Raw genomic sequence first — 26,239 nt, forward strand, 5'->3', positions numbered from 1 at the left:
AATGGGAAAACCGATTGTTGCCATAGTAGGTAGACCAAATGTAGGTAAATCTACATTATTTAATAGATTAGCAGGAAAAAGAATATCGATAGTACAGGATACACCTGGAGTTACTAGAGATAGAGTATATGCTGAAGCAGAGTGGTTAACTCATACTTTCACTATGATTGATACAGGTGGAATAGAGCCAGAAAATGAAAATATTATTGTTAAACAAATGAGAAGACAGGCACAAATAGCTATTGAAACTGCTGATGTTATTGTTTTTATAGTTGATGGAAAAGAAGGTTTAACTGGAGCAGATAAAGAAGTTGCTCAAATGCTAAGAAAAAGTAAAAAACCTATAGTTTTAGTTGTTAATAAAGTTGACTCATTAAAAGAAGAAGATAACGCTTGGGAATTCTATAACTTAGGAATAGGTGACCCTGTTACAATTTCAGCTTCGCAAGGTCTTGGTCTTGGAGATATGCTTGACAGAGTAGTAGAACACTTTAAATCTATCGGAGAAGATGAGGAAGAAGATGAATATATAAAGATTGCTATGCTTGGAAAACCAAATGTAGGAAAATCTTCTTTAATTAATAAACTATTAGGTGAAGAAAGAGTTATTGTATCAGATGTTCCTGGTACAACAAGAGATGCAATTGATAGTTATTTAGAAACTGATATAGGAAAATTTACTTTAATCGATACAGCTGGTCTTAGAAGAAAAAGTAAAGTAAAAGAAGAAATAGAAAGATATTCAGTAATTAGAACATATACAGCTATTGAAAGAGCAGATGTATGTATACTTATGGTTGATGCTCAAGAAGGAGTAACCGATCAAGATGAAAAGATAATTGGATATGCTCATGAACTTAAGAAGGCAATAATGGTTATAGTTAACAAGTGGGATTTAATTGAGAAAGATGACAAAACAATGGCTAACTACCAAAAAGATTTAATGGCAAACTTAAAGTTTATGTCATATGCTCAATACCTATTTATTTCAGCTTTAACTGGTCAAAGGGTTCATAAGGTATTAGAAGTTGCTAAATACTGTTATGATAATTACTCAAAGAGAATTTCTACAGGTATTTTAAATGAAGTTATAAATAAAGCAGTTCTTATGAAAGAGCCGCCAGTTGTTGGTTTAAAGAGATTGAAAATATTCTATGCTACACAAGTTGCATCAAAACCACCAAAGTTTATTTTCTTCGTAAATGATAGTAATGCTTCTCACTTCTCATATGAAAGATATCTTGAAAATCAGTTAAGAGAAAGCTTTGACTTTAAAGGAACTGGAATTGAGATAGAATATAGAGAGAGGAAGGAATAGTTATGGAGAAGGTTGCTTTTCTTGGAGGAGGTAGCTTTGGAACAGCCCTGGCTACAGTGATAGCAAATAAAGGCTATAATGTTAACTTTTGGCTAAGGAATGAAAAAATAGCTCAAGAAATCAATCAAAACCGAACTAATGAGAAATATTTAAAAGGTGTAAAGATTCCAACTAATGTTAAAGCCACTTGTGATTTGAAAGAGGCTTTAACAGAGGTTAAATATATAGTTCTTACAATACCTTCTTCATCTATTAGAAATGTTTGTGAGCAAATAAAAGAATATCTAAATGAGGAAAGTGTTATAATTTCCCTTGCAAAAGGTATAGAAGACGGCACTAATTTAAGACTTTCTGAGGTAATTGAGCAAGTTTTAGATAAAAAGCCGGTAGTTTTATCCGGTCCATCTCATGCAGAGGAAGTAGCTGCATTAATACCTACTACCATAGTATCTTCAAGCAAAGATATGCAGCTTGCTGAAGAAGTTCAAGAACTGTTTATGACACCAACACTAAGAATTTATACAAATGAAGACTTAATTGGTGTGGAAGTTGGAGGAGCTGTTAAAAATATCATTGCAGTTGCAGCAGGTATCCTTGATGGAATAGGGTATGGTGATAATACAAAAGCTGCTCTTATGACTAGAGGTATGAAAGAAATTTCTAGAGTTGGAATTAAACTAGGTGGTAAGGAAGAAACTTTCTATGGGTTAACAGGCATGGGAGACTTAATAGTTACCTGTACATCAATGCATTCAAGAAATAGAAAAGCTGGTATTTTATTTGGTAAAGGTAAAAAACTAGATGAGGTATTAAAGGAAGTTGGAATGGTAGTTGAGGGGGTAAAAGCTTGTCACGCATTCTATACTTTAAAGGAATCCTTAGGTGTAAGCATGCCAATAACGGATGTACTTTATAAATTTATATTTGAAGAAAAAGATCCAATTAAAGCTATTGAAGAGCTTATGCAAAGAGATAAAAAAAGCGAAAGCTATTAATATAAACTCCAGAAGGACAAAGTTTAGTTCCTCTGGAGTTTTATTTATTGTTATAAATTCTTCTGAAAGCAAATTGCTTCAGGATTATTAGTATATTTACCATAGTTCTCTATTGGGATATAGTTATTTTTCCTATAAAAGTTTACTGCAGCTTTATTTATAACTCTTGTTTCAAGTAATAAAGAGTCATAACCCATATTTTTAGCCTCTAATTCTAAATGTTTTAGAATTATTGTTCCAATTCCCAAACCTTTAACCTTTGCAAACATTCTTTTTACTTCTGCAGTGTTTTCACTAATTGGACGAAAAGCTCCGCAGCCTATAGCTTGTCCGGAATCATCATAAGCTATTACAAACAATGAACGAGGAACAAGAACATCGTTTGGATCAAAAGAATTTTTTCCACTAGCCCCAGTTATATTTTCTAAGCTTTCAGATAGCTCATCCATTAATTTAATTGCATCTACTTCACTCGGATTTTTCTTAATTATCTTCATTTTTCATACCCCAATTCTTAAAAAGATTAATAACTTAAAGAATATAAACATAATTATACTATAATTGTAAGAAAAAGCACCCAAGACTTGTAATAAAGTAACTGAAAATGATATTTGTTAAGTATCTAAATCCTTATAAATAATTTATAAAACCAGTATACTTTTTGTAGCTCATTAATATATATATATTGTTAATAATATTTTAGGAGGATTAGCTTGGAGGATTTTAATATCTATAAGGATATAGCAGAAAGAACCCAAGGGGATATATACGTTGGGGTAGTAGGACCTGTAAGAACTGGTAAGTCTACATTCATAAAGAGATTTATGGACCTTATGGTTATTCCTAATATCGAAAATACTTACAAAAAAGAAAGAGCAAAAGACGAATTACCTCAAAGTGGTTCGGGGAAGACAATTCATACTACAGAACCTAAATTTGTGCCAAATGAAGCTGTAGATATAACAATCGAAGAAGATTTAAAGCTTAAAGTAAGATTAGTTGATTGTGTTGGTTACATTGTAAAAGGAGCATTAGGATATATGGAGGAGGATACACCAAAAATGGTTCATACTCCTTGGTATGATAATGAGATACCTTTTGAAGATGCGGCAGAAATTGGCACAAGAAAAGTAATAACTGATCATTCTACTATAGGCTTAGTAGTAACAACTGATGGCTCAATAACTGGTATTTCAAGAGAAGACTATGTTGAAGCTGAAGAAAGGGTTATAGATGAACTTAAATCTATAAATAAACCTTTTATAATTGTACTTAATACTATAAATCCAAATTCAACAGAAACAAAAGAATTAAGAAAAAGCATGGAGTTAAAATACAATGTATCTGTTCAAATATTAGATGTTCAGAAAATGGATGAGAGTTCAATTCAAAAATTATTTAAACAAGTACTTAAAGAATTCCCTGTTAAAGAAATAAACATAGATATGCCGGAATGGATTGAAAAACTTGATGGTTCTCATTGGCTAAAGGCAAACTTTATAAACATAATCAGATCAATGTGTGAGAACATATATAAAGTTAGAGATATAAAAGGGTGTTTAGATAGTACCTCAGGAGAAGATTACTATGCACAAAGTGATATTTCAGAAATGAATTTAGGTGACGGTAGTGCAAAGATAATGATGAAACCTAAGGATGGAGTATTCTATAAAATACTTAGCGAATTATGTGATACAGAAATTAAATCTGATTCTCATCTAATGGAATTAATAAAAGAATTACATTTAGCTAAGGTTGAATACGATAAAGTATCGCAAGCCTTAATGGATGTTAAGAACACTGGATATGGTCTAGTAGCACCTCAATTAACTGAAATGAAATTTGAAGAACCTGAAATTGTTAAGCAAGGATCAAAATATGGAGTAAAATTAAAGGCTAGTGCTCCAAGCTTGCATTTAATTAAGGCTGATATTGAAACTGAAATATCACCAATTATGGGTTCTGAAAAGGAAACTGAGGAGCTTATGAAATCACTATTAAATCAATTTGAGAATGATCCATCAAAGTTATGGCAAAGTAATATGTTTGGTAAATCTCTAGAAGTTTTAGTTAAAGAGGGCTTACAAAATAAACTATATAAAATGCCAGAGGATGTACAAGTTAAAATTCAAAAAACTCTACAAAAAATAATCAATGAGGGCAATGGCGGATTAATCTGCATAATTTTATAGCGAAATGCTAATTAATATAGGCCTTAAGGTGAGTTTTAAATAGCTTTATGGCCTATTAATTTTTTAGGAGGATACTATGCCGGATAAAGGGAAAAGCAAAAGTGGTTCAGGTAAGAATAACAAAAATACTAAGACCACTAAGAACTCAAAAAATGATACAAAAAAGCCAATAAATAAGAATCAAGAAAAGAAGAAAAAGTAGGTTTTGTAAATTGATTTAACTGGAAATTTGGTATATAATATGCTGGTAATGATGTCTGGGTATAGCGCAGATGGTAGCGTACAAGACTGGGGGTCTTGGGGTCGCGGGTTCAAGTCCCGCTACTCAGACCAAAATTGGCATTTAACCCTGTAAACATGAGAGTTTGCAGGGTTCTTGTTTTTCTTTGGAATATAGAAAAGTGGCCAAAACGTGGCCGAAAATATTTTTTAGTTAAAAATGTTCTCTAATTTTTTTACTGCTTCAAGTTGCATATTAGGTAAAACATGAGAGTAAATATCTAAAGTCATACTTATATTTGAATGCCCTAATCTTTCACTAACTATTTTAGGATGAACACCTTGTTGTAATAGTAGAGTAGCGTGAGTATGTCTAAGATCATGAAATCTAATTCTTTTAAAGTTATATTTTTTTATTAACTTTTGAAAAGTCTTTGATACATAATCAGGTAACATATGTCTAGCATCATCATCCCATAAACAAACATATTCATATTCAAGTCCTTTAGATAATTTTAACTCAAGTTGTTTTTTTCTTACTTTCTTAAGCTCATTAACAGTCGTATCCATTAGAGCTATAGTTCTTACAGAACTAGCTGTTTTAGGTTTCTTTATAATAATTTCTTTCTTTATTAGACTTAAACTATTTCTTACAGTCAATGTCTTACCTAGAATATTTACGTTGTCCCATTTTAATGCTAATATTTCACCTAATCTCATTCCAGTTTGTAGAGCTAATAATATGGCAATATAAATATTATGTTCTTTAATCTTATCTAAAAATAGAGTAGCTTCTTCTGAATCCCAAACACTAAATTCGGATTTAACTGGTCTAGGGGGAGTAGCTGCAGTAGTTGGAATTGTAGAAGTTAATCTCCAAGCGTAAGCGTGTTTATAGGCTGTATGAAAAACTCTATGTACCTTTAAAATAGTAGCTGCAGATAAATCGCCTTCATCAAGAAGTCTATTATAGAATGATTGGATTTCTATAGGTTGTAATGTAGCAAGATTTGCTTTGCCTAAATGTTTTTTAATCGTATTACATAGCTCATTATATCTCTTAAGAGTTGAAGGGGCTAAATTACCAATACAGTAAGCTTCAATCCAGTAATCTAGGTACTTATCTACTGTCATTTTAGTTTCTTCTATAAAGGTTCCAGAGTTAACCTTATTAAGAATTTCAGCTAATGCAGCTTGTGCCTCTGCCTTAGTTCTAAATCCTCCTTTGGATTTTCTTTTTCTTTGACCAGTTTGAGGATCTATTCCTATATCGACACGATAATTCCATGCATTATTCTTTTTAAAAATACTACCTTTCATTTATACAAATCTCCTTTTCGTAATATATAGATTGATTAATAGGGAAAAGTAGATTGTCTACTTCCAAATTTGGTTTTTCAAGACTTAGGAAATAGAACCTATCTAAAATAAATATAGGCGTAACATTAAAATAGTCAGATAACTCAAAAATAGTTCTATAACCTTCCTTTATTGCATCTATAATTTTTTCATAAGGCATTATAAAATTAGTTGCCCAATTTCTAGCTTTTCTTTCTTGTTTAGAAATTTGAATTTTCTCGGAGTAGGTAAAGCATTCTGTGCTTAAATCTCCATAAGAAGTGAAATGATGTCCTAATTCTTCCGCAAGAACGGAAATAAGACGTTTAGAATCGCTTAGTATAGATTTATTTATTGCTATTGAAGGAGGCAGTCCAGGAGCCTTAAAATAGAGTCCTTCTATATAGCTATGTTTAAATTTAACTTCTTCTAATATTATACCTTCATTATCTATTATTTCATATATTTTTTCTAATATTTTCATAAGTAATTACCATCCTTATCTAAAGTATGAAAATATTATAACACAAAATAAGAACATATGTTCTTGTGAATATATTAAATAAGCTAACCATATTAAAATATCTTAATGGTTAGCTTATTAGCTTTTTGTATCTCTTAATTTTACTAAACTACAATAATTAGCGCTATATTATATGAAATCTTATAGGTAAAACTCCATATTTTTTTTAATCTTCAGCAGAATAAATTTTAAACAAATCATTAATTAATAAATCTTTTTGCAATATATCAATACCTAAAAGTATTATAAAATAATTAGATTAAATAGCAGTTATTCAAGATAGTAGTGAATATTTTCATCTTCACTATTTACTTTATTTTCTTTTAATGTCCTTTGATTTTGTATCTTTGCAATGAAGTAGTTAATCCAAGAATAAGCACATCCAAGCGAAGTGATAGAGATTTTAAGTAAATCATCTTTAGAAGTTATGATTGAAATAGTCAATAATATAGATGCATTTACTGAAGTACAAAAATTAAGAAGTTCTTTAATATAATCTAATTCTATTTTAGTTAAACATATATGATATAGAAACCATGTTATACTAAGAAATAAAATTAGAAAGTATAATGAATATGTTATAAAATTAAAACTAAAATTTATGTTAAATACAATAACTATTCCTGTGATAGCCATAGAAAAACAAATTAAAATATAGAACATGAATATAGTAATCAAATATATAAAAGATTTAGCTTTGAAATTTTTAAGAATTTCTATAGGCGTTAAAGAGCTTTTGAAGAAAGTCTTTAACAACAAACTACTATGCTTACTATGAATAAAACCAAAAAAAAGAAGAAATGAAATTCCAAGACATAAGACCATATATGCTAGCCCAGATATAAAGTCACTATCTTTATAAAAATAATCCCAAATTAAACTTGGTGCCAATATAATTAATAAAAAAATATATGGTTTAAATTTTCCTGGTCTACTTATTATATTTATAATTTGTGCTAACTTTTTAAATTGATTTATTATAAAATTCTCCATTTAAATATATAATGTCCTTTCAATTATGTAAAATTAGATAGTAATAAATATATAAAGAAGTGTCTACAAGAGCACTTTTATAAACCATCAGTATATTGTAGAGTATATGATTTGCGAAATCACAAAAACTAGATAGAATAAAGAATTTTAATTAAAAATTAAACGTAAAGATATTTATAAAGATTTCATTTCTATAAAGGTACATTTAATATCTACTAATAGATGACTTATTTTATTAGAGAAGTTTTGTATTCTTTCCAAACATCTTCAATAAACTCATTTATCAAAATATCATATGGGTCTCCATTTTCTCTATAGAATAGGTTTCGATTTTTAGGCTTATCATTAAATAATTCCTTAGCATAAACTTTTCTTAATTGAGCATTCGTGCACTTATGAAATTTTTCATCAGATAGAATTTGTTCACGCAATATTTTTCTTTTTTCTAGAATTTCATCTTTCTTATTTTTTCTTTTAGACATAATATTTTCTAAATTTTCAGTTATTAATTCTGCACAAATAGCTTCTGGAGTGCCAAAACCTTCATCAACAAACCAAAAATCTTCTTCCGTTGCTAATAGAAGAAATCCTTGATATATACAATAAACATATAAACAAATTGGTTTATTATAATCTAGTTTTGATAAGCTTTCATTATATTTATTAATTTCATCTTCCAAAACTGATAAGGCCTCTGAGTCAATATTAAACTTTGATAGTACATCATCATTTATTATTAAATCTTCTTGATCTATGAAGGTATAATAATAAAACATCACATCTATGCCATAGTTGATGGATAACTTAATTAAATCATCGATATTCATTATTGTAATAGAGTTAGCTGTTTCAACATTATTTTTAATTTTAAAACTATTTAAATTTGAATCATCAAATAACTTTAATAACTCTCGTTCAGTTTTCATACTTATACCACCTCAATAAATTTCATTGATAAAGGAATTTTTATCCTTGCTAGCTATTTGTTCTAATTTCAAATCTTTAATTAAATTTCTTAAAGATTTTAAGTCATTATAATAACTATTAACAAAATCATCTATATTTGGTTTAACTAAACTATATAAGAGGTACAGTGTTAATAATGTAAATGAAAAAATCAAGAAAAAATAAGTAGCTTCCATTCCACCATTAGCTCTTTTTTGGAAAAAGAATGTTACAAATTGAATCCAAACTGGGCCGATAATAGCAATTTTGATACTTGTGTCAATAACATATGGTGCCTTGCAATCAGCAATCTTTTCATCTAAGATTTCCATCAACAAATCATAAGCATCTGAATTTTCTAATAAGTTATACTTTCGATTTATAAAATCTTTGAAGGATTCTAATTTAATAGAATGAAAATCTTTAAAATTAGCTATTTTTCCTGGAGATTCGATTTTAAAGATATCAAAGAGTATTTTTTTTGCATAATAATTAAAATGTAGATAGAATATGATAAGTATACTTGGAAAAGAAAAGGGTATTGTTACTTGCAATACATATTTATTGCCAAATATAAAAATCATAATATTTAGGACTATAAAAATAATTATAGTAGGAATATAAAAAATGATTTTTTTCATAATTGGGATCTTTTTAAATATAACATTGTATAATCCCCACTTTTTAAAATAAACAGAATAAAGTTCATTAAGCATATATACCTCGTTAATGTAAAAATATGTTATTATTTATAAAATTATATAATTTATAGTAAATTATTATTTAGGTTACATATATAGAAAAAATCAATTTATATTTCAATTTTTTCAATGGGTTTAAATCCTAAAGTTTTTCTAAATTGCATATTGCACTTAAAATTACTCATTGAGTCAGATGGATCAATGCTATTTAAATTAAGACTGTATAATGTTTTCTTATCAATTTTTACGGATAAAATAGTTACTTTTTCATCGTGTCCAGTTACAGAGTTTAAGGTAGTATCATTTGCATGAATTATAACAGTTTCGAATGGAAGAATTGCAAACATATCTCTTGCAACTCTTAAAACACAGCTACATACATAATCTTGAATTAAATCTAACCTAGCACCTTTAGGCATATTTTTACTTGATACCTTGCCAGTTGAAGTTAATGATAAAACATAATCAGGAATAACCTCATTAGATAAGACTTCAAACTCAACTTCAGCTGTCTTAGGGTCTTCAATAAATATTTCAAATTCACTTCCATAAGCAAGTAAATCATCAAGAGGACGATTTTTCTCAATTACTTCTAGCATAGTATCAATATCACCACTTAGTATTTTTGAAGCAAGGCTGTTTTGGTAGAGCCATAACTCATAATTCCTTGTATCTTCATCTTTAGCTTTTGCAATATTTAGTTCCAAAGCTTTTCTTTTTGATACTTGCATAGACTTAAATATATTTGCAATAAATCCAGGTTTATAGTTTTCTAATATTCTTCTAGCATTAAGTTCATTTGGACCAATTGTTCCAGTTTCAAAAGGTTTTGGTATATTATAAAGCTTGACCCAACTAATTATAGGGTCTGATACTTTATGTATGGATTTAATTGATGTAATAAGAGAATTATATTCATCAACTTCTTCTTTCGCTGCTTGTAATCGAGCTTCTTTTTCAAGCACTCTCTGTGAAGAAACAGAAGACTTTGGATGTATTGAATTAGATTTCTTTGAAGTAGTAGTAGAATAGGATATTCCAGTTCCAGGAATTCCCACTGTAGTAGTACGTCTTCCACTTGAATTTATACTATACCTGGCACCTTTTGTTCCAAAGCTAACACCCATACTTTTCTTACCTACGTTCAATCTAACACCTGGAGCTAATTTGACGCTTCTCCTCATTTTCAATCCCATAAATTTACCCCCTCATAATATTGTAAATAATTATTTTAAATATAAAAAAATCCCAACAAAAACTTTAAAAGGAAGTGCCCCGAAGGACACTTTTATTTATCTTTATATTTATTTTTTATATACTCAATAAAGTTATCAATTTCTTTTTTAGCTTCCTCTGGAAGATTATCATCGTAACCTTTAGCATTATGTAAAGCTAAAGTATATTCAGTGTCTTTATTTTTCTCAATAATCTTTTCTGCAGGTTCTTTAATATCTGATTTACCAAGCAAGTAATCAATTGAAACATTAAAATAATCAGATAATATTAATAGTTTATCATAATCAGGTTGTTTTCCCTTAGTTTCATAACCAGCAATAGTAGGTCTTTCTACTTTTAATATATCTGCTAAATCTTGCTGAGTTATGCCCTTTGAGTTTCGTAAAATTTTGAGTCTTTCGCTAAATGACATATAGACACCTCCTACTTAAATTTTACATTGTATTGTTTCTATAATAAACATATGTGTCAATAATGAACAAAAAGTATATAAAAATATTGACAATGTTTCTAAAAGGAACTATTATAATATTAGAGTTCCTTTTAGAAACGAGGTGGTAAAATGAGAAAAGCATTAAAAGGCTTAAGAATTGAATCGGAATTAACGCAGCAAGAGATAGCTAATAGACTGCAAATAAGCAGATCAGCTTATACAAACATTGAACTAGGTAAAAAAAATCCATCATTTGAATTATCTATACAAATAAAGAAATTATTTAGATATGAAAATGATGATATTTTTTTAAACTCATAGTGTCGTAAGGGAACATATAAATTGAAAATTATTCAGAAAGGAAGGAGTTTTATGAAAGCATACTCAACAATAGAAGCAGCTGAAATATTATCAGTTTGCAAAGATACAGTGCTAAGAGAAATCAATAAAAACAATATTAAGGCATTTAAGGTAGGCAAGGACTGGAGAATTCATGAGAGTAGTCTCATGGAATATATGAATGTAGTTGAAAACAACTATAAAACAAAAAATGAGGTTGTATTAGAGAAGAAAGTTAGAGAATTGGAAAAAGAGAATAGTAAGTTAAGAAACATAATAGTGAGAATTAGTAATACAGTTGTTGAAATTAATAGTTAAGGGAAAAAGCAGAGCAAGTGGGAGCTCCGCTATTATAAGAGGTTTTGAATTAAAAGATATGATTAATATACTTTAATTCTAAATTAGAAAGGAATGAAATTGAATGAAGGAAAGATGCTTGAACTATTATAAAATCTGCAGAGAAAATGCGGGATTTACACAAATCAAAGCTGCAGAACTATTAAATATAAGTGATAGATCATTATCTGATTATGAAAATAGCAAGACTAAGGTTCCAGATGACATAGTTGACAATATGACAAGAATATATGAAGCTCCATTACTAGCATGGTGGCATATCAAAAACACAAGTGTATTAGGAAAGTACCTACCCAATATAGTTACTCCACAAACTAATGTAGATATGGCTTTTCAAACAATACTGGCACAAGATGAATTAGATCCAGCAGTAAAGGTAATTAAAAAGATAATGTCTGATGGAGTTATCTCTGATGAAGAGAAGGATGAATTTCACACAAGTATAGAGATGATAAATAACGTGGCAGGTAAACTCGTTTCAGTTGTAGCATATGCAAAAGAGTAATAAGAACTAAATAAATACTTATGGGGGTAATATATGGAGGAGCTAAGGGAAAAGTTATACAGATATATCAGTTTATACGGACCATTAGATCCGAAGACAATAGAGATAAGTCAAGAACTAGATGAGTTTATAGTACAAGCTATGAAAGGAAAATCAGAAATGGAGGAATGCCTATGATATTTTGTAGGGTTGATAAATGTCCTGTTGATGGTAGGGATTTATGTTGCTTACATTGTAGTAAAAGCAACTTATGTATTGAAGGCTGTAAGCGAGAAAATTCAGCCTGTTATATTAAAGATAAAAAAAGAGCACCCGAAGGCGCAATTAAATCTGTAAAAGTATGTAATTTAAGAATAAAGCAAAATAAGAAAGAATTCAAGAATAATATTGAAAATGGACAAGTTTATTCAGAACAAGAAGGCTTAAATATAGAGATAAAGCCTATGGGAATAAGAATGAAATTGGAGGAAGTATAAATGAATATAGAGTTAAAAAGTCTTAAAATAAAGAACTTTAAAGGAATAAAGAATTTTAATATAAACTTTTCAAATATTACAAATATATTTGGAGAAAATGCAACTGGGAAGAGTACTATTTTTGATGGTTTTACATGGTTGCTCTTTGATAAAGATAGTCAAGATAGAAGTAAATTTGATGTTCAACCATTAGATGAAAATAACAATGTAGTTCATATGTTAGAAACAGAAGTTGAAGCTTTTCTAGATATAGAAGGCAAAGAAATAAGATTAAAAAAGATTCTAAAAGAGAAATGGGTAAAGAAACGTGGAGAAGTTGAAAGTGAGCTTAAAGGAACAGAGACAAGCTATTACATTGATGAAGTACCTACAAAAATGAATGAATATAAGAAGAAAATCAATGAAATTATAGATGAAAATATCTTTAAGTTAATTACTAACCCTTTATATTTTAGTACAAACATGAAATGGCAAGATAGACGTGAAATAATTCTCAAAATTGTTGGAGATATAACTAATGAGAAAATAGTATCCTCAAATGAAGAGTTAACAAAGCTTAAGGATTTCTCAAACACAGATAGTATAGATGAACTTAAGAAAGTTACAGCAGCTAAAAAGAAAAAATTAACCGAAGATAAGAAATCCATACCCTATAGAGTTGATGAGCTAAATAACTCAATAGAGGAACATGACTTTGAAGCAATAGAGTTTCAAAAGAGAAGTTTATTAAGTGCGATTAACTCAATAGAAAGTAAGATATTAGATGGAAACAAAGTAAATGAAGAAAAGCTGCAATATCAAAATGAGATATATAAATTAAAATCTAAACTTAAAGAAATAGAGTTTTCAGAAATGAAAAACGCTGAAAAACCAAAGATTGAACTTCACAATAAATTAGAGTGGGAAGTTAAAAGTAAACTAGCAAGCCTTAATAGTGACTTAAATAGTACAAAGCGAGAGTTTCAAAATAACACATTAATTTCTGAAAAATTACAAAAAGAATTAGTAGATCTAAGAGTTAAATTTGAAGAAGTTCAAAAAGCTCCTTTTGAATTAGATGAAAGTAAGTTCATATGTCCAACTTGCAAAAGACCATTAGACATAGAGAATATAGAAGCATTAAAACAAGAGCTATCTGAAAATCATAATCAAAATATATCAAAGCAACTAGCAAATATAAATCTTGAAGGTAAAAGAAAAAAAGAAGAGCTTAATAAATATGAAGATAGATTACTAAAGAATAATGAATTAATTAGCTCATTAGATAGTGAGATTAAAGAATATACAGCTTTAAAAGTAGAACTTGAAGAAAAACTAAGTAATTTCACTATAGAAATAGATTTAGATTCAAACGAGGAATATCAAAAATTATTACTTGAGATTAAAGAGTTAGAAGACAAAATTAATGAGCCAGTAGAAAGGGATCAAGACATTCACCAACTTATGAATAAGAAGATAAACTTACAGATTGATCTTGAAGGGATTAACAATCAACTAGCGGCTAAAGAAAATAATGAAAAAGTAAAAAATAGAATAAATGAGCTTTTAGAAGATGAGAAGAAATTAGCTCAACAAATAGCAGATCTAGAAAAGACAGAGTATCTATGCGAGGAATTTATAAAAACTAAAGTTAACCTTTTAGAGCAAAGCATCAATGATAAGTTCAAGTATGTAAAATTCAAATTATTTGATGTTCAAGTAAATGGAGGAATCAATGAATGCTGCGAGGCACTTATAGATGGTGTTCCATTTAGTAATGCAAATACAGCAAGTCAATATAATGCTGGTCTAGATATAATAAATGCTTTGTCAAATTTCTATGATGTACAAGCACCAATATTTATAGATAATAGAGAGTCTGTAAATAGTCTTATAGATACAAATAGTCAAATTATAAATCTAATTGTTAGCAAAGATAAACCATTAAGAATCGAAAGTGGGGTATAGATATGTCAGATAAAAATACAGCTGCAGTAGCAGTTCAAGAAAAGAATGTAACAGATGAAGTTTTGAGTAGAGTACAGGATTTAAATAAAAAAGGTGATCTAGTAATACCACCAGGGTATAGTGCAGAAAACGCTATTAAAAGTGCATGGTTAATATTACAGGAAACTATAGATAGAGAGAAGAAACCAGCTTTACAAGTTTGTACTAAGTCAAGTATAGCAAATGCATTATTAGATATGGTTATTCAAGGTTTAAGCCCCTCTAAAAAGCAATGTTATTTTGTAGTATACGGAAATAAGCTTCAGCTAATGAAAAGTTATATGGGAACTGTAGCAGTAGCTAAAAGGATTAAAGGTGTAAAAGATGTTAAAGCATATTGCATTTATGAAGGCGATGAATTTGAACAAGAATTTAACCTTGAAACGGCAACACTTAAGATTACTAAATATAATCCTAAATTTGAAAATATAGATCTTAATAAAATTAAAGGAGCCTTTGCAATAGTTTTAGGTGAAGAGGGGCCAATTCATACAGAGGTTATGAATATAACTCAAATTAAAAATTCATGGAATCAAGGCTACGCAAAAGGTAAATCAGGGGCACATACTAACTTTACAGATGAAATGGCAAAGAAGACTGTAATAAATAGAGCATGCAAAATGTTTGTTAATACATCAGATGATAGTGATATTTTAGTTGAAGCCTTTAATAACTCAGATAAAGAACCATTTGAAGATAGAGAATTAGTTAGCGTAGATTATGAAGTTAAGCAGGAAATAAGTGAAAATGCAAACACTAAAGAAATTGATATTAAAGAAACCGAAGCAAAGGTTATAGATGTAGAGCCTATATCTACAAAGACAGAAACACTACAACAAACAAAACTTGAAGGACCAGGATTTTAATAATGAAACTAAAAGTATTAGGGAGTGGTAGTAGTGGAAACTGCTACTTACTCCAAAACAATGAAGAAACTTTAATTATTGAGTGTGGGTTACAATATAAAACAATCCTAAAAGGCCTAGATTTCAATTTAAGTAACGTAGTAGGGTGTTTAATCACTCATGAGCATAAAGACCACTCTAAGGCAATAAGGGAGCTATTAAAGGATGGAATTGATGTTTATACAAGCTTAGGAACTACAAGAGCAATTCTTAAAGAATGTGAGGCAATAGAAACTTATCACAGATTACATTTTATTAAATCAGAGAATCAATTTAAGGTTGGAAGATTTACAGTACTACCTTTTAGTACAAAGCATGATGCAGTAGAGCCTTTAGGGTTTCTTATTCAACATGAAAAGTTAGGAAAGCTTTTATTTATAACTGATAGTTACTACTGCGAATACAAATTCAAAAATATAAATCATATTCTTATTGAGTGTAACTATAGTCAAGATATTCTAGAAGAAAACCTAGATAATGAGATAATTCATCCAGTGTTAAGAGATAGATTAATTAAATCTCACTTTAGCCTAGAGAATGTTAAAGAGTTTCTTAAAGCAAATGATTTAAGCGTAGTAAACAACGTAGTGTTAATTCACTTATCAGATAGTAACAGCAACGCTAGAGAGTTTAAAAGTCAAATAGAGAGGCTTACAGGAAAGCCTGTATATATAGCAAACAAAGGATTAGAAATTAACTTAGAATTATAGGAGGCAAAAATGGATAAGGGAAATAGGGGATTTATTAAATTAGATAGATTAATATTTGAGCATTGGATATATCAAGATGCTGAAAAATTTCAAAAGTTTGTAGACCTTATTCAGCTTATGAGATGGAAAGATGAAACCCTACTAATTGGTAATAAAACAGTGACAATTCCTAGGGGAAGTTATTATACATCAGAGATCAAGTTAGGTGAAAGATGGGGATGGAGTAGGAAGAAGGTTAGGACATACCTTTTGTTATTAGAAAAGGAAGGTATGTTAACTAAAAATGGTACACCTAACGGTACAACTCTAACCATTGTAAATTATGAAGTTTATCAAGGTGAAGGAACAACCAAAAGTACAACAGAGGATACAACACAAGGTACAACGGAAGATACATCAGAGGAACAACACAAGGTACAACAAAGGGCCAACGGAGGGTACACAAAAGAAGAAATTAAAGAAATTAATAAGAATAGTAAAGAAATAAAAGAAAAGAAAGAAGGAGAAGATAAACCCCCAACCCTTCCTCCTCTTTCTAGCCTAACTGGATTTAGAAAAGCGTTTCTAGATCAGTTTAAAGAAATTGCTTATAGAACATGGATTGAACCATGTGAGGTTAACGAAGCAGATAACAAGATAATTATTAGGGCACCAGATGACTTTAAAAAGACATATATCGAGAGTAAGTATAAGCAACCTATGGAGTTGCTTTGTAAAAAATCAATAGATGTTCTTGAGTGTTAATGGTGCAAGCATGGAGGTGTTAAAGTGATAAATAGCAAATACGGAGCTAAAAAAATAGTTATCGATGGGATAACATTTGATTCTAAGGATGAAGGTAAATATTATGAGTATCTCAAAAGGCAAAAGGCTCAAGGGAAGATAATTAACTTTGAATTGCAGCCTAAATATGAATTACTCGGAAGTTTCAAAAAGAATGGTAAAACTCATAGAGCTATAACATACACACCAGACTTTCTTGTATTTCACCTAGATGGAACTACTGAGCTAATAGACGTTAAAGGGACAAACACTCAGCAAGGTGATATGAGAAGAAAGATGTTTGATTCTAGGTATCCAGAAATTAAATTGACATGGGTTGCAAGGAATTTAAAGCATGGGAATGAAGATGGATGGATAGAGTATGAAGAATTAAAAAAGGTTAGAAGGGAGAATAAAAAGAAATGCATATAAAAATTCAAAATGAAGTAACTGGAGAAGTACAAGAAATAAATTGCGTAGGTTTTAATTTGCAGTATGTTGAAGGTACTGGGAATGGCAAGATCCAAAAAATAAGGGCATTAAACAATGGAAAGTATGGCTTGAAATATTGGATTAAAAATGATTTTTACTATCCTAAAGCAAAGAAGATTAAAGAGGCATTCAAGGAAAAGGTCCCCGGCTTTATAAACATAAATGTTGAGAAGATATTATTCATAGAGGATCAAGATTATGTTGGTGATGAAATAAACAAGGATAAAGATTGGGTTATGAAAATTAAAAAGGTTCCAGTTCAAGTTGAAGAATTAACTGGATACAAATTCATAATCGAGAGTAGAGAGTTTTGGATATCAAGAATAAGCAACGAGCAAATTATTGCGCATCTCTACAGTGTTTTAAGACAGATTGACTGTGACAAGATAGTTGAACCAGATGTTAAGCAGTGGAAAGAAGTTTTAGGCGCCTTAGGATTAGGTTGGGGTACAACAATAACACCAATACCTAATTTACTTGAGGAAATAGCATTAGATGATGATGACTTTAAAATGCTAAAGAAAGCTGATAGGCAAATGAGAATTGATATGAGACAAGCTAAATAATAGTTTGATGATGTTCTTTGATAATTGAATAATGCGGTATTTTTTATGCTAGTTCTTAATTTATTGTAAGCATGATATAATTTTCTTATCGAAAGTATCTGTAAATAAAAGGAGTTTATATGGCGAAGAGAAAAATAATATATTTTATAATACTAACTATATTTTGTGTGTTATCAATTTTTATTTCAATAAAGTTTTGTGACATCCCGATATTAAGTATTATACCTTTAAAGATTGCCCCAATATTTATAAAACCCAATAATTCAGATATGTTATTATACAATTTAAGTGTTGGTTACATAGTAAGTTATATGTTTTATTTACTTGTAAACTTTATTCCTGAATTACTGGATGCTAAAGAAAAAGAGAAAGAACTGTTAAGATTAAAGTGTGCGATACATCGTGAAATTCAAGCAGTTATAGAAAACGTTCGTTCTATTTGGTATGGCATGGAGTTAAAAGTAGAACTTAGTAGTTTAATAAAAGATGAGCGTATTAATGATATTAATAATTTGTTTAGATTTGAAACTATAAAAAACATTTCAGAAGGTATTAAACTCTCAGACGACTCCAACTTAGCAACAATTGAACTTTCAATTAGTTGGAGTGAGCTATTGATAAATAGGTTTAATGAAATATCAACACAAATTAATATAATATTAACACGATATAAAAGTGATTTGAAGCCTGAGATATTTTATGAATTATTCTATCTTGTAAATGAAAGCTTGATAGTTGGACGATTACCAATGGTGATTGAAGATGGTGGAAAGATTCTAGGCAAGGATATATTTTTAAGTGAATGTATTCCTTGTAGCATAAAAGCAGTACAAGATAATATTGAGAAGACTTGCAAAATAATAATTGATTTATATAATTGGGTAAATAAGGAATATGATTACTTAAAAGAGAATATACAAGATGAAGAAGTTGTTATTCATAAAATAGAAAGTATCAATTAAAAAAATTAAGAGCAAGTACATTACTATTCAACGTTAATGAATTTTATGGTATTTCTTTCTTTGTAGTTTAAAAGCTAATCAAGCTAAAATAAACAATGAAATACTGTATATTTTTTGCAAACTGAATACTGTGATATTAGTAAATAGATTATTATATTTTATAGATGTTATGTAAAAGTATTAGGAGTGTTAATATGATAAATAAAAATGAGCCACTACCAAAATATATGAATAATGATTATTATGAATGCTATGCAAAAGTTGTACTTGAAGAACTCTATCCAGAAGAATTTGTAAATCTTGAAATCAAAGATAAACCTGATTTACAAACAAGTGATGGAAAATGTGGAATCGAGGTGACCAATGCAAGAGAGCAAGATCAAATAAATGCAGAAAATGTATATTCAGACATATGTTATAATCGAGTTCGGGATAAAAAAGGATCATTAGCAAAAATAAAAAAATGTGGAGGTAATCTAGAAGGAGGAGTTTTAGCAGGAAAACCTGGTAAAGATTCATTTGATTTAATATTAGAGGCTTTTAAAATTAAGTTAAATAAATTGAATGGCAACGGATATAAATATTTTAAGTGGAATTGGTTATTTATTTTTTCAGATATTTATGCAAATGATAGGATGATAATGAAAGCTACTCAAGAAATGCAAAATATTCAATTAGTTATGGAAAAGCAATTTTACAAGGTTGTTATCTTAGTTCCAGGATATTGCTATTGCTTGAAGTTATATAATGGAATTTATGAAATAAATACAATTGAGTCAAACGTACAAAGTATTCATGCCACTAAGGCTCGTGAACTTGTTGTTAAAAAGTATGAGAAAAAAGAATAGTAAAACCAACTCCATCAATGATCTTATTATATTTATATATAAACATTGAATTAGAATATCGCACTATTCGAAAAAACGAATGGACTTGCGATATTTTTTTATTTAACAATACAGAAATAATCTATAGTTAGTATATAAATATTAGTTCAAATTAAGTAAATTAACGATAGGAGGAAGATGAATGATTAATACAAATATTAATATAGATAAAGACATTCTTTCACTAATAGTAAAGGAGGTTCTTTATGAAAGTGAGAAGCAGCAAAAAGAGAAGGCAAAGAGAAAAAGAGATAGAAGATTTAGAAATACAGATTTATTACTTAGAAACTATGAGAATCTAATAACGCACATAGATTATGCAATAGAAGATGAAAATAAACTTGAAGAAGATCCAGAGGACGTATTAGATTTAATAGAGAATGACTTAATGATTGGTGAAGATGAAGAATATGAGGGAGTATATATTGGAGCAATAAAGAGAACTAAAACTAGGACAAGGATTATAGTTAAACATATAGAGACTGCTATCGAGTTCTATAAGCAAAAGGCAAAGTTATCAAAGAACTATAATGAGAAAAGAAGATATGATGTTATATATAAATACTATTTTGAGAAAAAGAGAATAGCTGAAATAGCTGAGGAGTTAGATTGCAGTGATAAAACTATTGGGAGAGATAAGAAGAGAGCTATTGAAGAGTTGAGTGTGTTGTTCTTTGGGATTGATGGGATTAAGTTTAGTTTGTAGAATTCATCAATAGATAAATAATACTTCTTAAAAGGATATAAGTAGCTAATTAGTTTACCAAAATTTATAAAAGTTAGAGAGTCTAGAACTATACTAAATTTTGTATAAAAGTGATAATATTATTTGGAGGGGGTGAGAATATGTTAAAAGAAGATGATTTGTTTTATAGTAATTATTCTAGAAGATGGTGTATAGGATTTAATATATCACAAAGAGATGCTATAAAGCTAGCAGGAATACTTAATTGTGAGTATGGATTTGGACAATCAATTTTTCAGGTATTATATAATGAATCAGCAAAGAAACATGGAGTGAATTATAATTTTATAATTAATTGTTATGAAAAACAAAAACTAATTGAAGTTCTACCATTAATTAGTAAAGTAATGTCATTATAAAAATTTAAGATAATTAAATAAAGTGAAAATTAATATTAAAAAATAAGAGAGAAAATACTGATCTGGATGTTAATATAGAACCATTATGATTTTATAATTATGTCTATTTTATGTCCTTGTATATCAAATATTAATAGTATAAAATGTTAATAGATATTATTATATAATGTTAAGTAATCAGGGACTTACAACGTGGTTACTGTGGTAAAACACTCAATTAATTTTGGGTGTTTTTTATTTTGGTGTAATGGGCGGTGTGAATTAACCTAATCATCAAAATAAGGAGTGAATTGAATGGCAATGTTAAAACCACCAATCCCACGTATGGGAGGAAAATCAAAACTAAGAAAAACAATAATTGAAATGATACCAGAGCATACATGTTATGTAGAATTATTCTTTGGAGCAGGATGGGTTTATTTTGGGAAGGATCCTTCAAAAGTAGAAGTGATTAATGACATAGACAAGGAATTAATAAACCTCTTTAAAATGATAAAATATCATGCTCCTGAGATTGAAAGAATGCTTGAATATGAGTTTTCAGGTAGAGATATTTTTGAGGAATATAAGAATCATAGCATTGCAAGTCTTACTGAGATAAATAGAGCTGTTAGGTTTTTATATTTGATAAGTCAAAGTTTCGCTGCTAAGGGGAAGGATTATGGATATGGAACTACTTCTAAGCCAAAACCTCAAATATTCTATAAAGGAGTATTAGCAGATATTAAAGATAGGCTTAGAAACACTTATGTTGAAAATCTATCTTTTGAAAAAATAATAGATAAGTATGATAGAGAGAATACTTTTTTCTTCGCAGATCCACCATATTTTGATTTAACTGGCTATGGTAATGAGTTTGGAGAAAAAGAACACTTAATGTTGAGGGACAGGCTCGCAAGTATCAAAGGAAAGTTTTTGTTAACTATAAATGATCATGAAAAAGTTAGGGAATGGTATAAAGGATTTAATTTAAAAGAAGTTGAAGTACATTATTCTGTAAGTAAAGAAAAGAAAGCTAGGAAAGGATATAAGGAATTGATAATTACGAATTATTAATTTGCCAGCAATATTAATTAAACATTGTAGAACTGTAAAGGAATTACAAATTTTATGTAGAAGTATTTATAAGGGGTGATGGTAATGGAAGTAACAAGTAAACTACCATTGTATTTTCTGAAATTTGGAAGAAAACAAGATTTAGAAAGTTTATGTAATGGAAGTATTTATACTAACAACGCAGATTACTTTTATAGATTGGAAAAAGAAACAAAAATAAAAAAATGCATTGGAGATGAACATGAATTAAAAGTTCCAATGAAAGCAAAAAAAGCAATATTAAAAAGTGATCAATTTGAAATTCCTTTTAATGATAGCAAATTAGAATTTTATTATAAAAAAGACATGACTAAAGCAATGTTTTGTCTATATTCTTTATATGACGACGATTTTATTTTTTGTGAGGAGGAAAACTGTTACAAATTAAATTTATCAGATGACAAGAAACGATATATGCTTAATTTTTTTTATGATGGCGAAAGAGATTCAGTGTTATTCATAAAAGCAGGAAATTTAATCAAAGAAATTGAGCAAACATGTCAAAAAGAAAATATAAATGTTATTCATGATAATGTAATTTTTTATGATGTAAATGTACCATATAAAGAGCAAATTGAAGACTTTATGAATAGACAAAATAGACGGTTCTTTTGGAAGGATATTTATTATAAGGAACAATGCGAATATAGATTTATATTCGATAAGGACATAGATGAAGGACAAGTATTATTTAATATTGGTGATATTTTTAAGGGGAATGTACCTATAAAAATTACTGATTTTATTCAAGTATACGAAGTAATTTTAAATCCTTAAAACTCTTAATTGATTAATTGTTTTATATAGTTTATTAAAGTAAATGTAATCTTAATGAACAATATTTTACATTGAGGTGATAGAATGAAGAAAAAAGAAAAAATCTATTATATAGTTTCTTCCATGACTTTTATAATATGTATAGGTCTTTTAGTTTGGAATGCAACATATCATAGTCCTTATGGAGATTATTACAGCTTTTTAGGAGGAATAATCGGAGGAATTGCTACATTAGCAGCAGTTATTTTATCTATCATTGAAACAAGAAAAATACAAGAAGAAAATAAAGAAATAACTAGAAAAATTCAAGATGAAAATTTAAGATATAGCAACAATTTATTAAAGATACAAATATTAAATGAAAAAATATTGGATTATAAGATATTACATAAATCGATAAGTGAATTTATGAATTATTTTGATGAGTTTGCAGATTTTTGCTGTATTATTCCCCCAAAAATAACAGTAGACTATAAAAAAGATTTAAATAGCCAGATTAATAAAATCACCAAACTAAATGATAACATAAGGATAAATGGCAAATGCGTTGAATCACTTTATTTTAATAAAAAACTGTGTGATTTGAATGGTAAAAATTTAGATTTCTTATCTTATGAAAAAAAGATATACCATGAAGCTCCTACACTTGATGAAGTTAGAAAAATACATTATGCTATGATTGATTTTTTAGAGAAGTGGATTTTAGAGTACAATGATTTTTTTATAGAATTAACTAACGAAATAAGCTCTTTATATGTTGAAAAATATAGTATAGCAAACCGAAAGAATCTTTAGTAGTTCCTTTATATCGAAAATGGTAAATTATAATTTGATATAAGTTTACTATAAAAGGATTTTCCTCGATAATGTAGAAATACATAATGGGGGTGAGAGTAAATGACTTTAATGGATAAAATTAAATATAGTATATTAAAAGAATTGGAATGTAATGAGGATAGACTTATTAAAGGTGAACAAATATTTATACCTCACCATAGTAAATACAGTACTGATGAGTATAAGTTAGATTGGGAAGCATTTGGTAAGATAATTAAAGATTTAGAAGATGAAGGATTAATTAATTGTGTTGCAGCAAAAAAGAAAGGGTTAACATCAGTAATAAAAAAAATATCTATAACAAGCAAAGGAAAACAATACTTAAAAGATAACTCTGCTCTATCAAGGATATATAAGGGCATAAAAGAAATAAAAGAATTTATTAAGTAATGAAAAGAGTAGCTACTTGTTACTCTTTTTTCATTTATAAAATCATGGGATGAGGTGGTGACTATGTAATGCCAAGGAGCAGAAGTCCAAATAGGGATAGAGCATTTGATTTATACAAAGTTAAAAAAGGCGCTATAACAAATAGAGAGATAGCAACCATACTAAATGAAGACGAAAAGAAGATTGCAGTATGGAAGCAAAGAGATAAATGGAATGAAAATATTAATGTTGTACAACAAAAAAATAAAAGTTGTACAACAAAATGTAAAACAAAGAAAAAAGAAGTTAATGAAAAGCCTGTTGTTGAGGAAGTTGAGGAGGTATTAAAAAATACTGAATTAACTGATAAGCAAAGGCTTTTTTGTATTCACTATATAAAATGCTTTAATGCTACTAAGGCAGCAATTAAGGCAGGATACTCAAAAGATACTGCAGGAGAGCAAGGATATCAACTGCTTCAAAAAACTTCAATTCAAACTGAGATTAATAAACTTAAAGCTTATAAGCTAAACAGAGCAATGTTAAGTGAAGATGACATATTCCAAAAGTACATTGATATTGCATTTACGGATATAAGTGATTACATGGATTTTGGACAGAGGAAAGTGCCTATGTTAAATCCGATATCAGGAGAACCACTTCTTAATGAAGATGGAAATCCAATAACTTATACAGTTGATTTTGCTCACTTTAAAGATAGTAGTGAAGTTGATGGTACTTTAATATCTGAAATTTCAAAAGGTAAAGATGGTGCTAAACTAAAGTTACAAGATAAAATGAAAGCCTTACGATGGTTATCAGATAGAATGGATTTACTTTCATTAGAAACTCAAAGAAAACTTGAGTTAGAAAATGAGAAACTAGAAATGATTAAAAAGAAATCAGAACCAAATGATGAAAAGAAAGAAACTGTAAGGATAGTTGATGATATATGATAAGCGTAAGTTTAAAAGAAATTGTAGCTTCGAGCTTTTATGACATCCACAAAGATTTAAAGAATGGCTTACACACTCATTATTGGCTAAAAGGAGGACGTGGAAGCACAAAGAGTTCTTTTATTTCTATTCAAATAGTATTAGGAATAATGAGAGATGCACAAGTGGGAAATCTTACTAATGCAGTGGTCATAAGAAGAGTCAAAGATACTTTAAGAGGTTCGGTTTACGAACAAATAACATGGGCCATATATGCTTTAGGAGTAGAAGGAGATTGGGAAATACCTGATAGCAAACTTCAAATAACATATAAGCCAACTGGACAAGTTATTTTATTTAAGGGTGCTGATAAACCTAAAAAGCTGAAATCAACCAAGGTTGCAAAAGGCTATATAAAATATATATGGTATGAAGAAGTAGATGAATTTGAAGGAAAAGAAAAGTTAGATAATATAAACCAATCTTTAATGAGAGGTGGACCTAAATTTATTGTTTTCTATTCATTTAACCCACCAGCAAGTCAAAGAAGTTGGTGTAATGAAGAAGTATTAGAGGTAAGAAGCGATAAAATTGTGCACCATAGTGACTATTTAGCAGTTCCTAGAGAATGGCTTGGAGAACAATTCATACTTGAAGCTGAACATATGAAAGAGACTAGAATAGTTCAATATGAGCATGACTATTTAGGAAAAGTTACTGGTACTGGTAGAGATATATTTGACAATGTTATTATTGGCACTATAACTGATGATGAAATTAAAAAATTCGATAGAGTTTACAATGGAGTTGACTGGGGTTGGTTCCCTGATCCGTGGGCATTTAATAGAATGCATTATGATGCAGCTAGAAAAAACTTATATATTTTTGATGAAGCACATGAGAATAAAAAATCTAATAAAGCTACTTATGATATTTTAGTCAATATGCATAGCATTAAGCCTAACGATAAAATCACTTGTGATAGTGCTGAAAATAAATCTATTGAGGATTATAAAAGTTATGGATTATTTGCTAGAGGAGCCGTAAAAGGACCTGGTAGCGTTGAATATTCAATGAAGTGGCTACAATCATTAAATAACATAATTATTGACAATAAAAGGTGTCCTCATACTGCAAAAGAGTTCTTGAAATATGAACATGAAATAGATAAGGATGGAAATATAATAAGTGGATATCCGGATAAAGACAATCATCATATTGATGCTGTACGCTATGGATTGGAAGAAATATGGAGAAGAAGAGGTCAATAAAAAAGAGGTGA

General features: G+C 28.9%; 33 protein-coding genes and 1 tRNA gene. 26 read left to right on the forward strand and 8 right to left on the reverse strand.

Going from position 1 to position 26,239, the window contains the following annotated elements; translation table 11 throughout:
* Position 1 precedes the first annotated feature (1 nt).
* Together der and PTZ02_RS05170 are read left to right on the forward strand one after the other, a co-directional pair.
* Positions 2 to 1,318 carry a ribosome biogenesis GTPase Der gene (der, locus tag PTZ02_RS05165; RefSeq protein ID WP_274226752.1) on the forward strand — a complete coding sequence of 439 codons (1,317 nt, stop codon included), beginning with the start codon at positions 2 to 4 and terminating at the stop codon, positions 1,316 to 1,318.
* Between the two features lie 2 nt (positions 1,319 to 1,320).
* Positions 1,321 to 2,313, forward strand: coding sequence for an NAD(P)H-dependent glycerol-3-phosphate dehydrogenase (locus PTZ02_RS05170; RefSeq protein WP_274226753.1), 993 nt, complete (start codon positions 1,321 to 1,323; stop codon positions 2,311 to 2,313).
* Positions 2,314 to 2,363: 50 nt separating this feature from the next.
* On the opposite strand, the gene PTZ02_RS05175 is transcribed toward PTZ02_RS05170, so the two are convergent.
* A complete protein-coding gene (locus PTZ02_RS05175; protein WP_274226754.1) occupies positions 2,364 to 2,810 on the reverse strand; it encodes a GNAT family N-acetyltransferase in 447 nt (148 codons plus the stop codon).
* A 216-nt stretch (positions 2,811 to 3,026) separates the two neighbouring features.
* On the opposite strand from PTZ02_RS05175, the gene spoIVA reads away from it, so the two are divergent.
* The 3 genes from spoIVA to PTZ02_RS05190 all read left to right on the forward strand — a co-directional run bounded on the left by spoIVA (position 3,027) and on the right by PTZ02_RS05190 (position 4,838).
* Positions 3,027 to 4,505, forward strand: a complete 1,479-nt coding sequence (spoIVA, locus tag PTZ02_RS05180; RefSeq protein WP_274226755.1) for a stage IV sporulation protein A — start codon at positions 3,027 to 3,029, stop codon at positions 4,503 to 4,505.
* Positions 4,506 to 4,581: 76 nt separating this feature from the next.
* A complete protein-coding gene (locus PTZ02_RS05185; protein WP_274226756.1) occupies positions 4,582 to 4,707 on the forward strand; it encodes a hypothetical protein in 126 nt (41 codons plus the stop codon).
* A gap of 55 nt (positions 4,708 to 4,762) precedes the next feature.
* Positions 4,763 to 4,838 (forward strand) — tRNA-Pro (locus PTZ02_RS05190).
* 96 nt (positions 4,839 to 4,934) lie between these two features.
* Here PTZ02_RS05190 and PTZ02_RS05195 read toward each other — a convergent pair.
* The 7 genes from PTZ02_RS05195 to PTZ02_RS05225 form a co-directional block, all read right to left on the reverse strand.
* Entirely contained in the window at positions 4,935 to 6,044 is a 1,110-nt protein-coding gene (locus PTZ02_RS05195) for a site-specific integrase (protein ID WP_274226757.1), read from the reverse strand.
* Positions 6,034 to 6,546, reverse strand: coding sequence for an ImmA/IrrE family metallo-endopeptidase (locus tag PTZ02_RS05200; protein ID WP_274226758.1), 513 nt, complete (start codon positions 6,544 to 6,546; stop codon positions 6,034 to 6,036). The genes PTZ02_RS05195 and PTZ02_RS05200 overlap by 11 nt, the downstream gene beginning before the upstream one ends.
* Positions 6,547 to 6,855: 309 nt before the next feature.
* Positions 6,856 to 7,578 (reverse strand): hypothetical protein, encoded by a 723-nt coding sequence (locus PTZ02_RS05205; RefSeq protein WP_274226759.1) that lies wholly within the window; start codon positions 7,576 to 7,578, stop codon positions 6,856 to 6,858.
* A gap of 227 nt (positions 7,579 to 7,805) precedes the next feature.
* Complete coding sequence (locus PTZ02_RS05210; protein ID WP_274226760.1) at positions 7,806 to 8,504, reverse strand: hypothetical protein; 699 nt, start codon at positions 8,502 to 8,504, stop codon at positions 7,806 to 7,808.
* 12 nt (positions 8,505 to 8,516) lie between these two features.
* Complete coding sequence (locus tag PTZ02_RS05215; protein ID WP_274226761.1) at positions 8,517 to 9,239, reverse strand: hypothetical protein; 723 nt, start codon at positions 9,237 to 9,239, stop codon at positions 8,517 to 8,519.
* Positions 9,240 to 9,334: 95 nt separating this feature from the next.
* Positions 9,335 to 10,420 carry a DUF4236 domain-containing protein gene (locus tag PTZ02_RS05220; protein ID WP_274226762.1) on the reverse strand — a complete coding sequence of 362 codons (1,086 nt, stop codon included), beginning with the start codon at positions 10,418 to 10,420 and terminating at the stop codon, positions 9,335 to 9,337.
* A gap of 92 nt (positions 10,421 to 10,512) precedes the next feature.
* Positions 10,513 to 10,872 (reverse strand): helix-turn-helix domain-containing protein, encoded by a 360-nt coding sequence (locus tag PTZ02_RS05225; protein ID WP_274226763.1) that lies wholly within the window; start codon positions 10,870 to 10,872, stop codon positions 10,513 to 10,515.
* Between the two features lie 150 nt (positions 10,873 to 11,022).
* On the opposite strand from PTZ02_RS05225, the gene PTZ02_RS05230 reads away from it, so the two are divergent.
* The 21 genes from PTZ02_RS05230 (at position 11,023) to PTZ02_RS05330 (ending at position 26,228) form a co-directional block, all read left to right on the forward strand.
* The gene (locus PTZ02_RS05230; RefSeq protein ID WP_274226764.1) at positions 11,023 to 11,214 is read left to right on the forward strand and encodes a helix-turn-helix transcriptional regulator; all 192 of its coding nucleotides are present in this window, start codon (positions 11,023 to 11,025) and stop codon (positions 11,212 to 11,214) included.
* Positions 11,215 to 11,265: 51 nt separating this feature from the next.
* Entirely contained in the window at positions 11,266 to 11,550 is a 285-nt protein-coding gene (locus PTZ02_RS05235) for a helix-turn-helix domain-containing protein (protein WP_274226765.1), read from the forward strand.
* Positions 11,551 to 11,653: 103 nt separating this feature from the next.
* Positions 11,654 to 12,094 (forward strand): helix-turn-helix domain-containing protein, encoded by a 441-nt coding sequence (locus PTZ02_RS05240; RefSeq protein ID WP_274226766.1) that lies wholly within the window; start codon positions 11,654 to 11,656, stop codon positions 12,092 to 12,094.
* Positions 12,095 to 12,127: 33 nt separating this feature from the next.
* The gene (locus tag PTZ02_RS05245; RefSeq protein WP_274226767.1) at positions 12,128 to 12,271 is read left to right on the forward strand and encodes an aspartyl-phosphate phosphatase Spo0E family protein; all 144 of its coding nucleotides are present in this window, start codon (positions 12,128 to 12,130) and stop codon (positions 12,269 to 12,271) included.
* Positions 12,268 to 12,570 carry a hypothetical protein gene (locus PTZ02_RS05250; protein ID WP_274226768.1) on the forward strand — a complete coding sequence of 101 codons (303 nt, stop codon included), beginning with the start codon at positions 12,268 to 12,270 and terminating at the stop codon, positions 12,568 to 12,570. Before PTZ02_RS05245 ends, PTZ02_RS05250 begins: the two co-directional genes overlap by 4 nt.
* Positions 12,571 to 14,517, forward strand: a complete 1,947-nt coding sequence (locus PTZ02_RS05255) for an AAA family ATPase (protein WP_274226769.1) — start codon at positions 12,571 to 12,573, stop codon at positions 14,515 to 14,517.
* Positions 14,518 to 14,519: 2 nt separating this feature from the next.
* Complete coding sequence (locus PTZ02_RS05260) at positions 14,520 to 15,422, forward strand: recombinase RecT (protein WP_274226770.1); 903 nt, start codon at positions 14,520 to 14,522, stop codon at positions 15,420 to 15,422.
* Positions 15,423 to 15,424: 2 nt separating this feature from the next.
* A complete protein-coding gene (locus PTZ02_RS05265; RefSeq protein ID WP_274226771.1) occupies positions 15,425 to 16,171 on the forward strand; it encodes an MBL fold metallo-hydrolase in 747 nt (248 codons plus the stop codon).
* 9 nt (positions 16,172 to 16,180) lie between these two features.
* Complete coding sequence (locus PTZ02_RS05270) at positions 16,181 to 16,915, forward strand: DnaA N-terminal domain-containing protein (protein WP_274226772.1); 735 nt, start codon at positions 16,181 to 16,183, stop codon at positions 16,913 to 16,915.
* 24 nt (positions 16,916 to 16,939) lie between these two features.
* Positions 16,940 to 17,365 (forward strand): DUF1064 domain-containing protein, encoded by a 426-nt coding sequence (locus PTZ02_RS05275; protein WP_274226773.1) that lies wholly within the window; start codon positions 16,940 to 16,942, stop codon positions 17,363 to 17,365.
* Positions 17,356 to 17,991: a putative metallopeptidase gene (locus tag PTZ02_RS05280; RefSeq protein ID WP_274226774.1), complete on the forward strand. Its 636-nt coding sequence runs from the start codon at positions 17,356 to 17,358 to the stop codon at positions 17,989 to 17,991. Before PTZ02_RS05275 ends, PTZ02_RS05280 begins: the two co-directional genes overlap by 10 nt.
* A gap of 119 nt (positions 17,992 to 18,110) precedes the next feature.
* Positions 18,111 to 18,953, forward strand: coding sequence for a hypothetical protein (locus PTZ02_RS05285; protein WP_274226775.1), 843 nt, complete (start codon positions 18,111 to 18,113; stop codon positions 18,951 to 18,953).
* Positions 18,954 to 19,147: 194 nt separating this feature from the next.
* Positions 19,148 to 19,801: a hypothetical protein gene (locus PTZ02_RS05290; RefSeq protein WP_274226776.1), complete on the forward strand. Its 654-nt coding sequence runs from the start codon at positions 19,148 to 19,150 to the stop codon at positions 19,799 to 19,801.
* 181 nt (positions 19,802 to 19,982) lie between these two features.
* The gene (locus PTZ02_RS05295) at positions 19,983 to 20,546 is read left to right on the forward strand and encodes a hypothetical protein (protein WP_274226777.1); all 564 of its coding nucleotides are present in this window, start codon (positions 19,983 to 19,985) and stop codon (positions 20,544 to 20,546) included.
* Positions 20,547 to 20,686: 140 nt separating this feature from the next.
* Entirely contained in the window at positions 20,687 to 20,944 is a 258-nt protein-coding gene (locus PTZ02_RS05300) for a hypothetical protein (protein ID WP_274226778.1), read from the forward strand.
* A 300-nt stretch (positions 20,945 to 21,244) separates the two neighbouring features.
* Positions 21,245 to 22,000 carry a DNA adenine methylase gene (locus tag PTZ02_RS05305; RefSeq protein ID WP_274228063.1) on the forward strand — a complete coding sequence of 252 codons (756 nt, stop codon included), beginning with the start codon at positions 21,245 to 21,247 and terminating at the stop codon, positions 21,998 to 22,000.
* An 84-nt stretch (positions 22,001 to 22,084) separates the two neighbouring features.
* Entirely contained in the window at positions 22,085 to 22,816 is a 732-nt protein-coding gene (locus PTZ02_RS05310) for a hypothetical protein (RefSeq protein WP_274226779.1), read from the forward strand.
* Between the two features lie 84 nt (positions 22,817 to 22,900).
* Entirely contained in the window at positions 22,901 to 23,611 is a 711-nt protein-coding gene (locus tag PTZ02_RS05315) for a hypothetical protein (protein ID WP_274226780.1), read from the forward strand.
* 102 nt (positions 23,612 to 23,713) lie between these two features.
* Positions 23,714 to 24,043, forward strand: a complete 330-nt coding sequence (locus PTZ02_RS05320; protein ID WP_274226781.1) for a YjcQ family protein — start codon at positions 23,714 to 23,716, stop codon at positions 24,041 to 24,043.
* A 68-nt stretch (positions 24,044 to 24,111) separates the two neighbouring features.
* A complete protein-coding gene (locus tag PTZ02_RS05325) occupies positions 24,112 to 24,978 on the forward strand; it encodes a terminase small subunit (RefSeq protein ID WP_274226782.1) in 867 nt (288 codons plus the stop codon).
* Complete coding sequence (locus PTZ02_RS05330; protein WP_274226783.1) at positions 24,975 to 26,228, forward strand: PBSX family phage terminase large subunit; 1,254 nt, start codon at positions 24,975 to 24,977, stop codon at positions 26,226 to 26,228. The genes PTZ02_RS05325 and PTZ02_RS05330 overlap by 4 nt, the downstream gene beginning before the upstream one ends.
* Positions 26,229 to 26,239: the final 11 nt, after the last annotated feature.

Origin of the sequence: Clostridium sp. 'White wine YQ' (genome assembly GCF_028728205.1) — a bacterium.
GTDB lineage: Bacteria > Bacillota > Clostridia > Clostridiales > Clostridiaceae > Clostridium_T.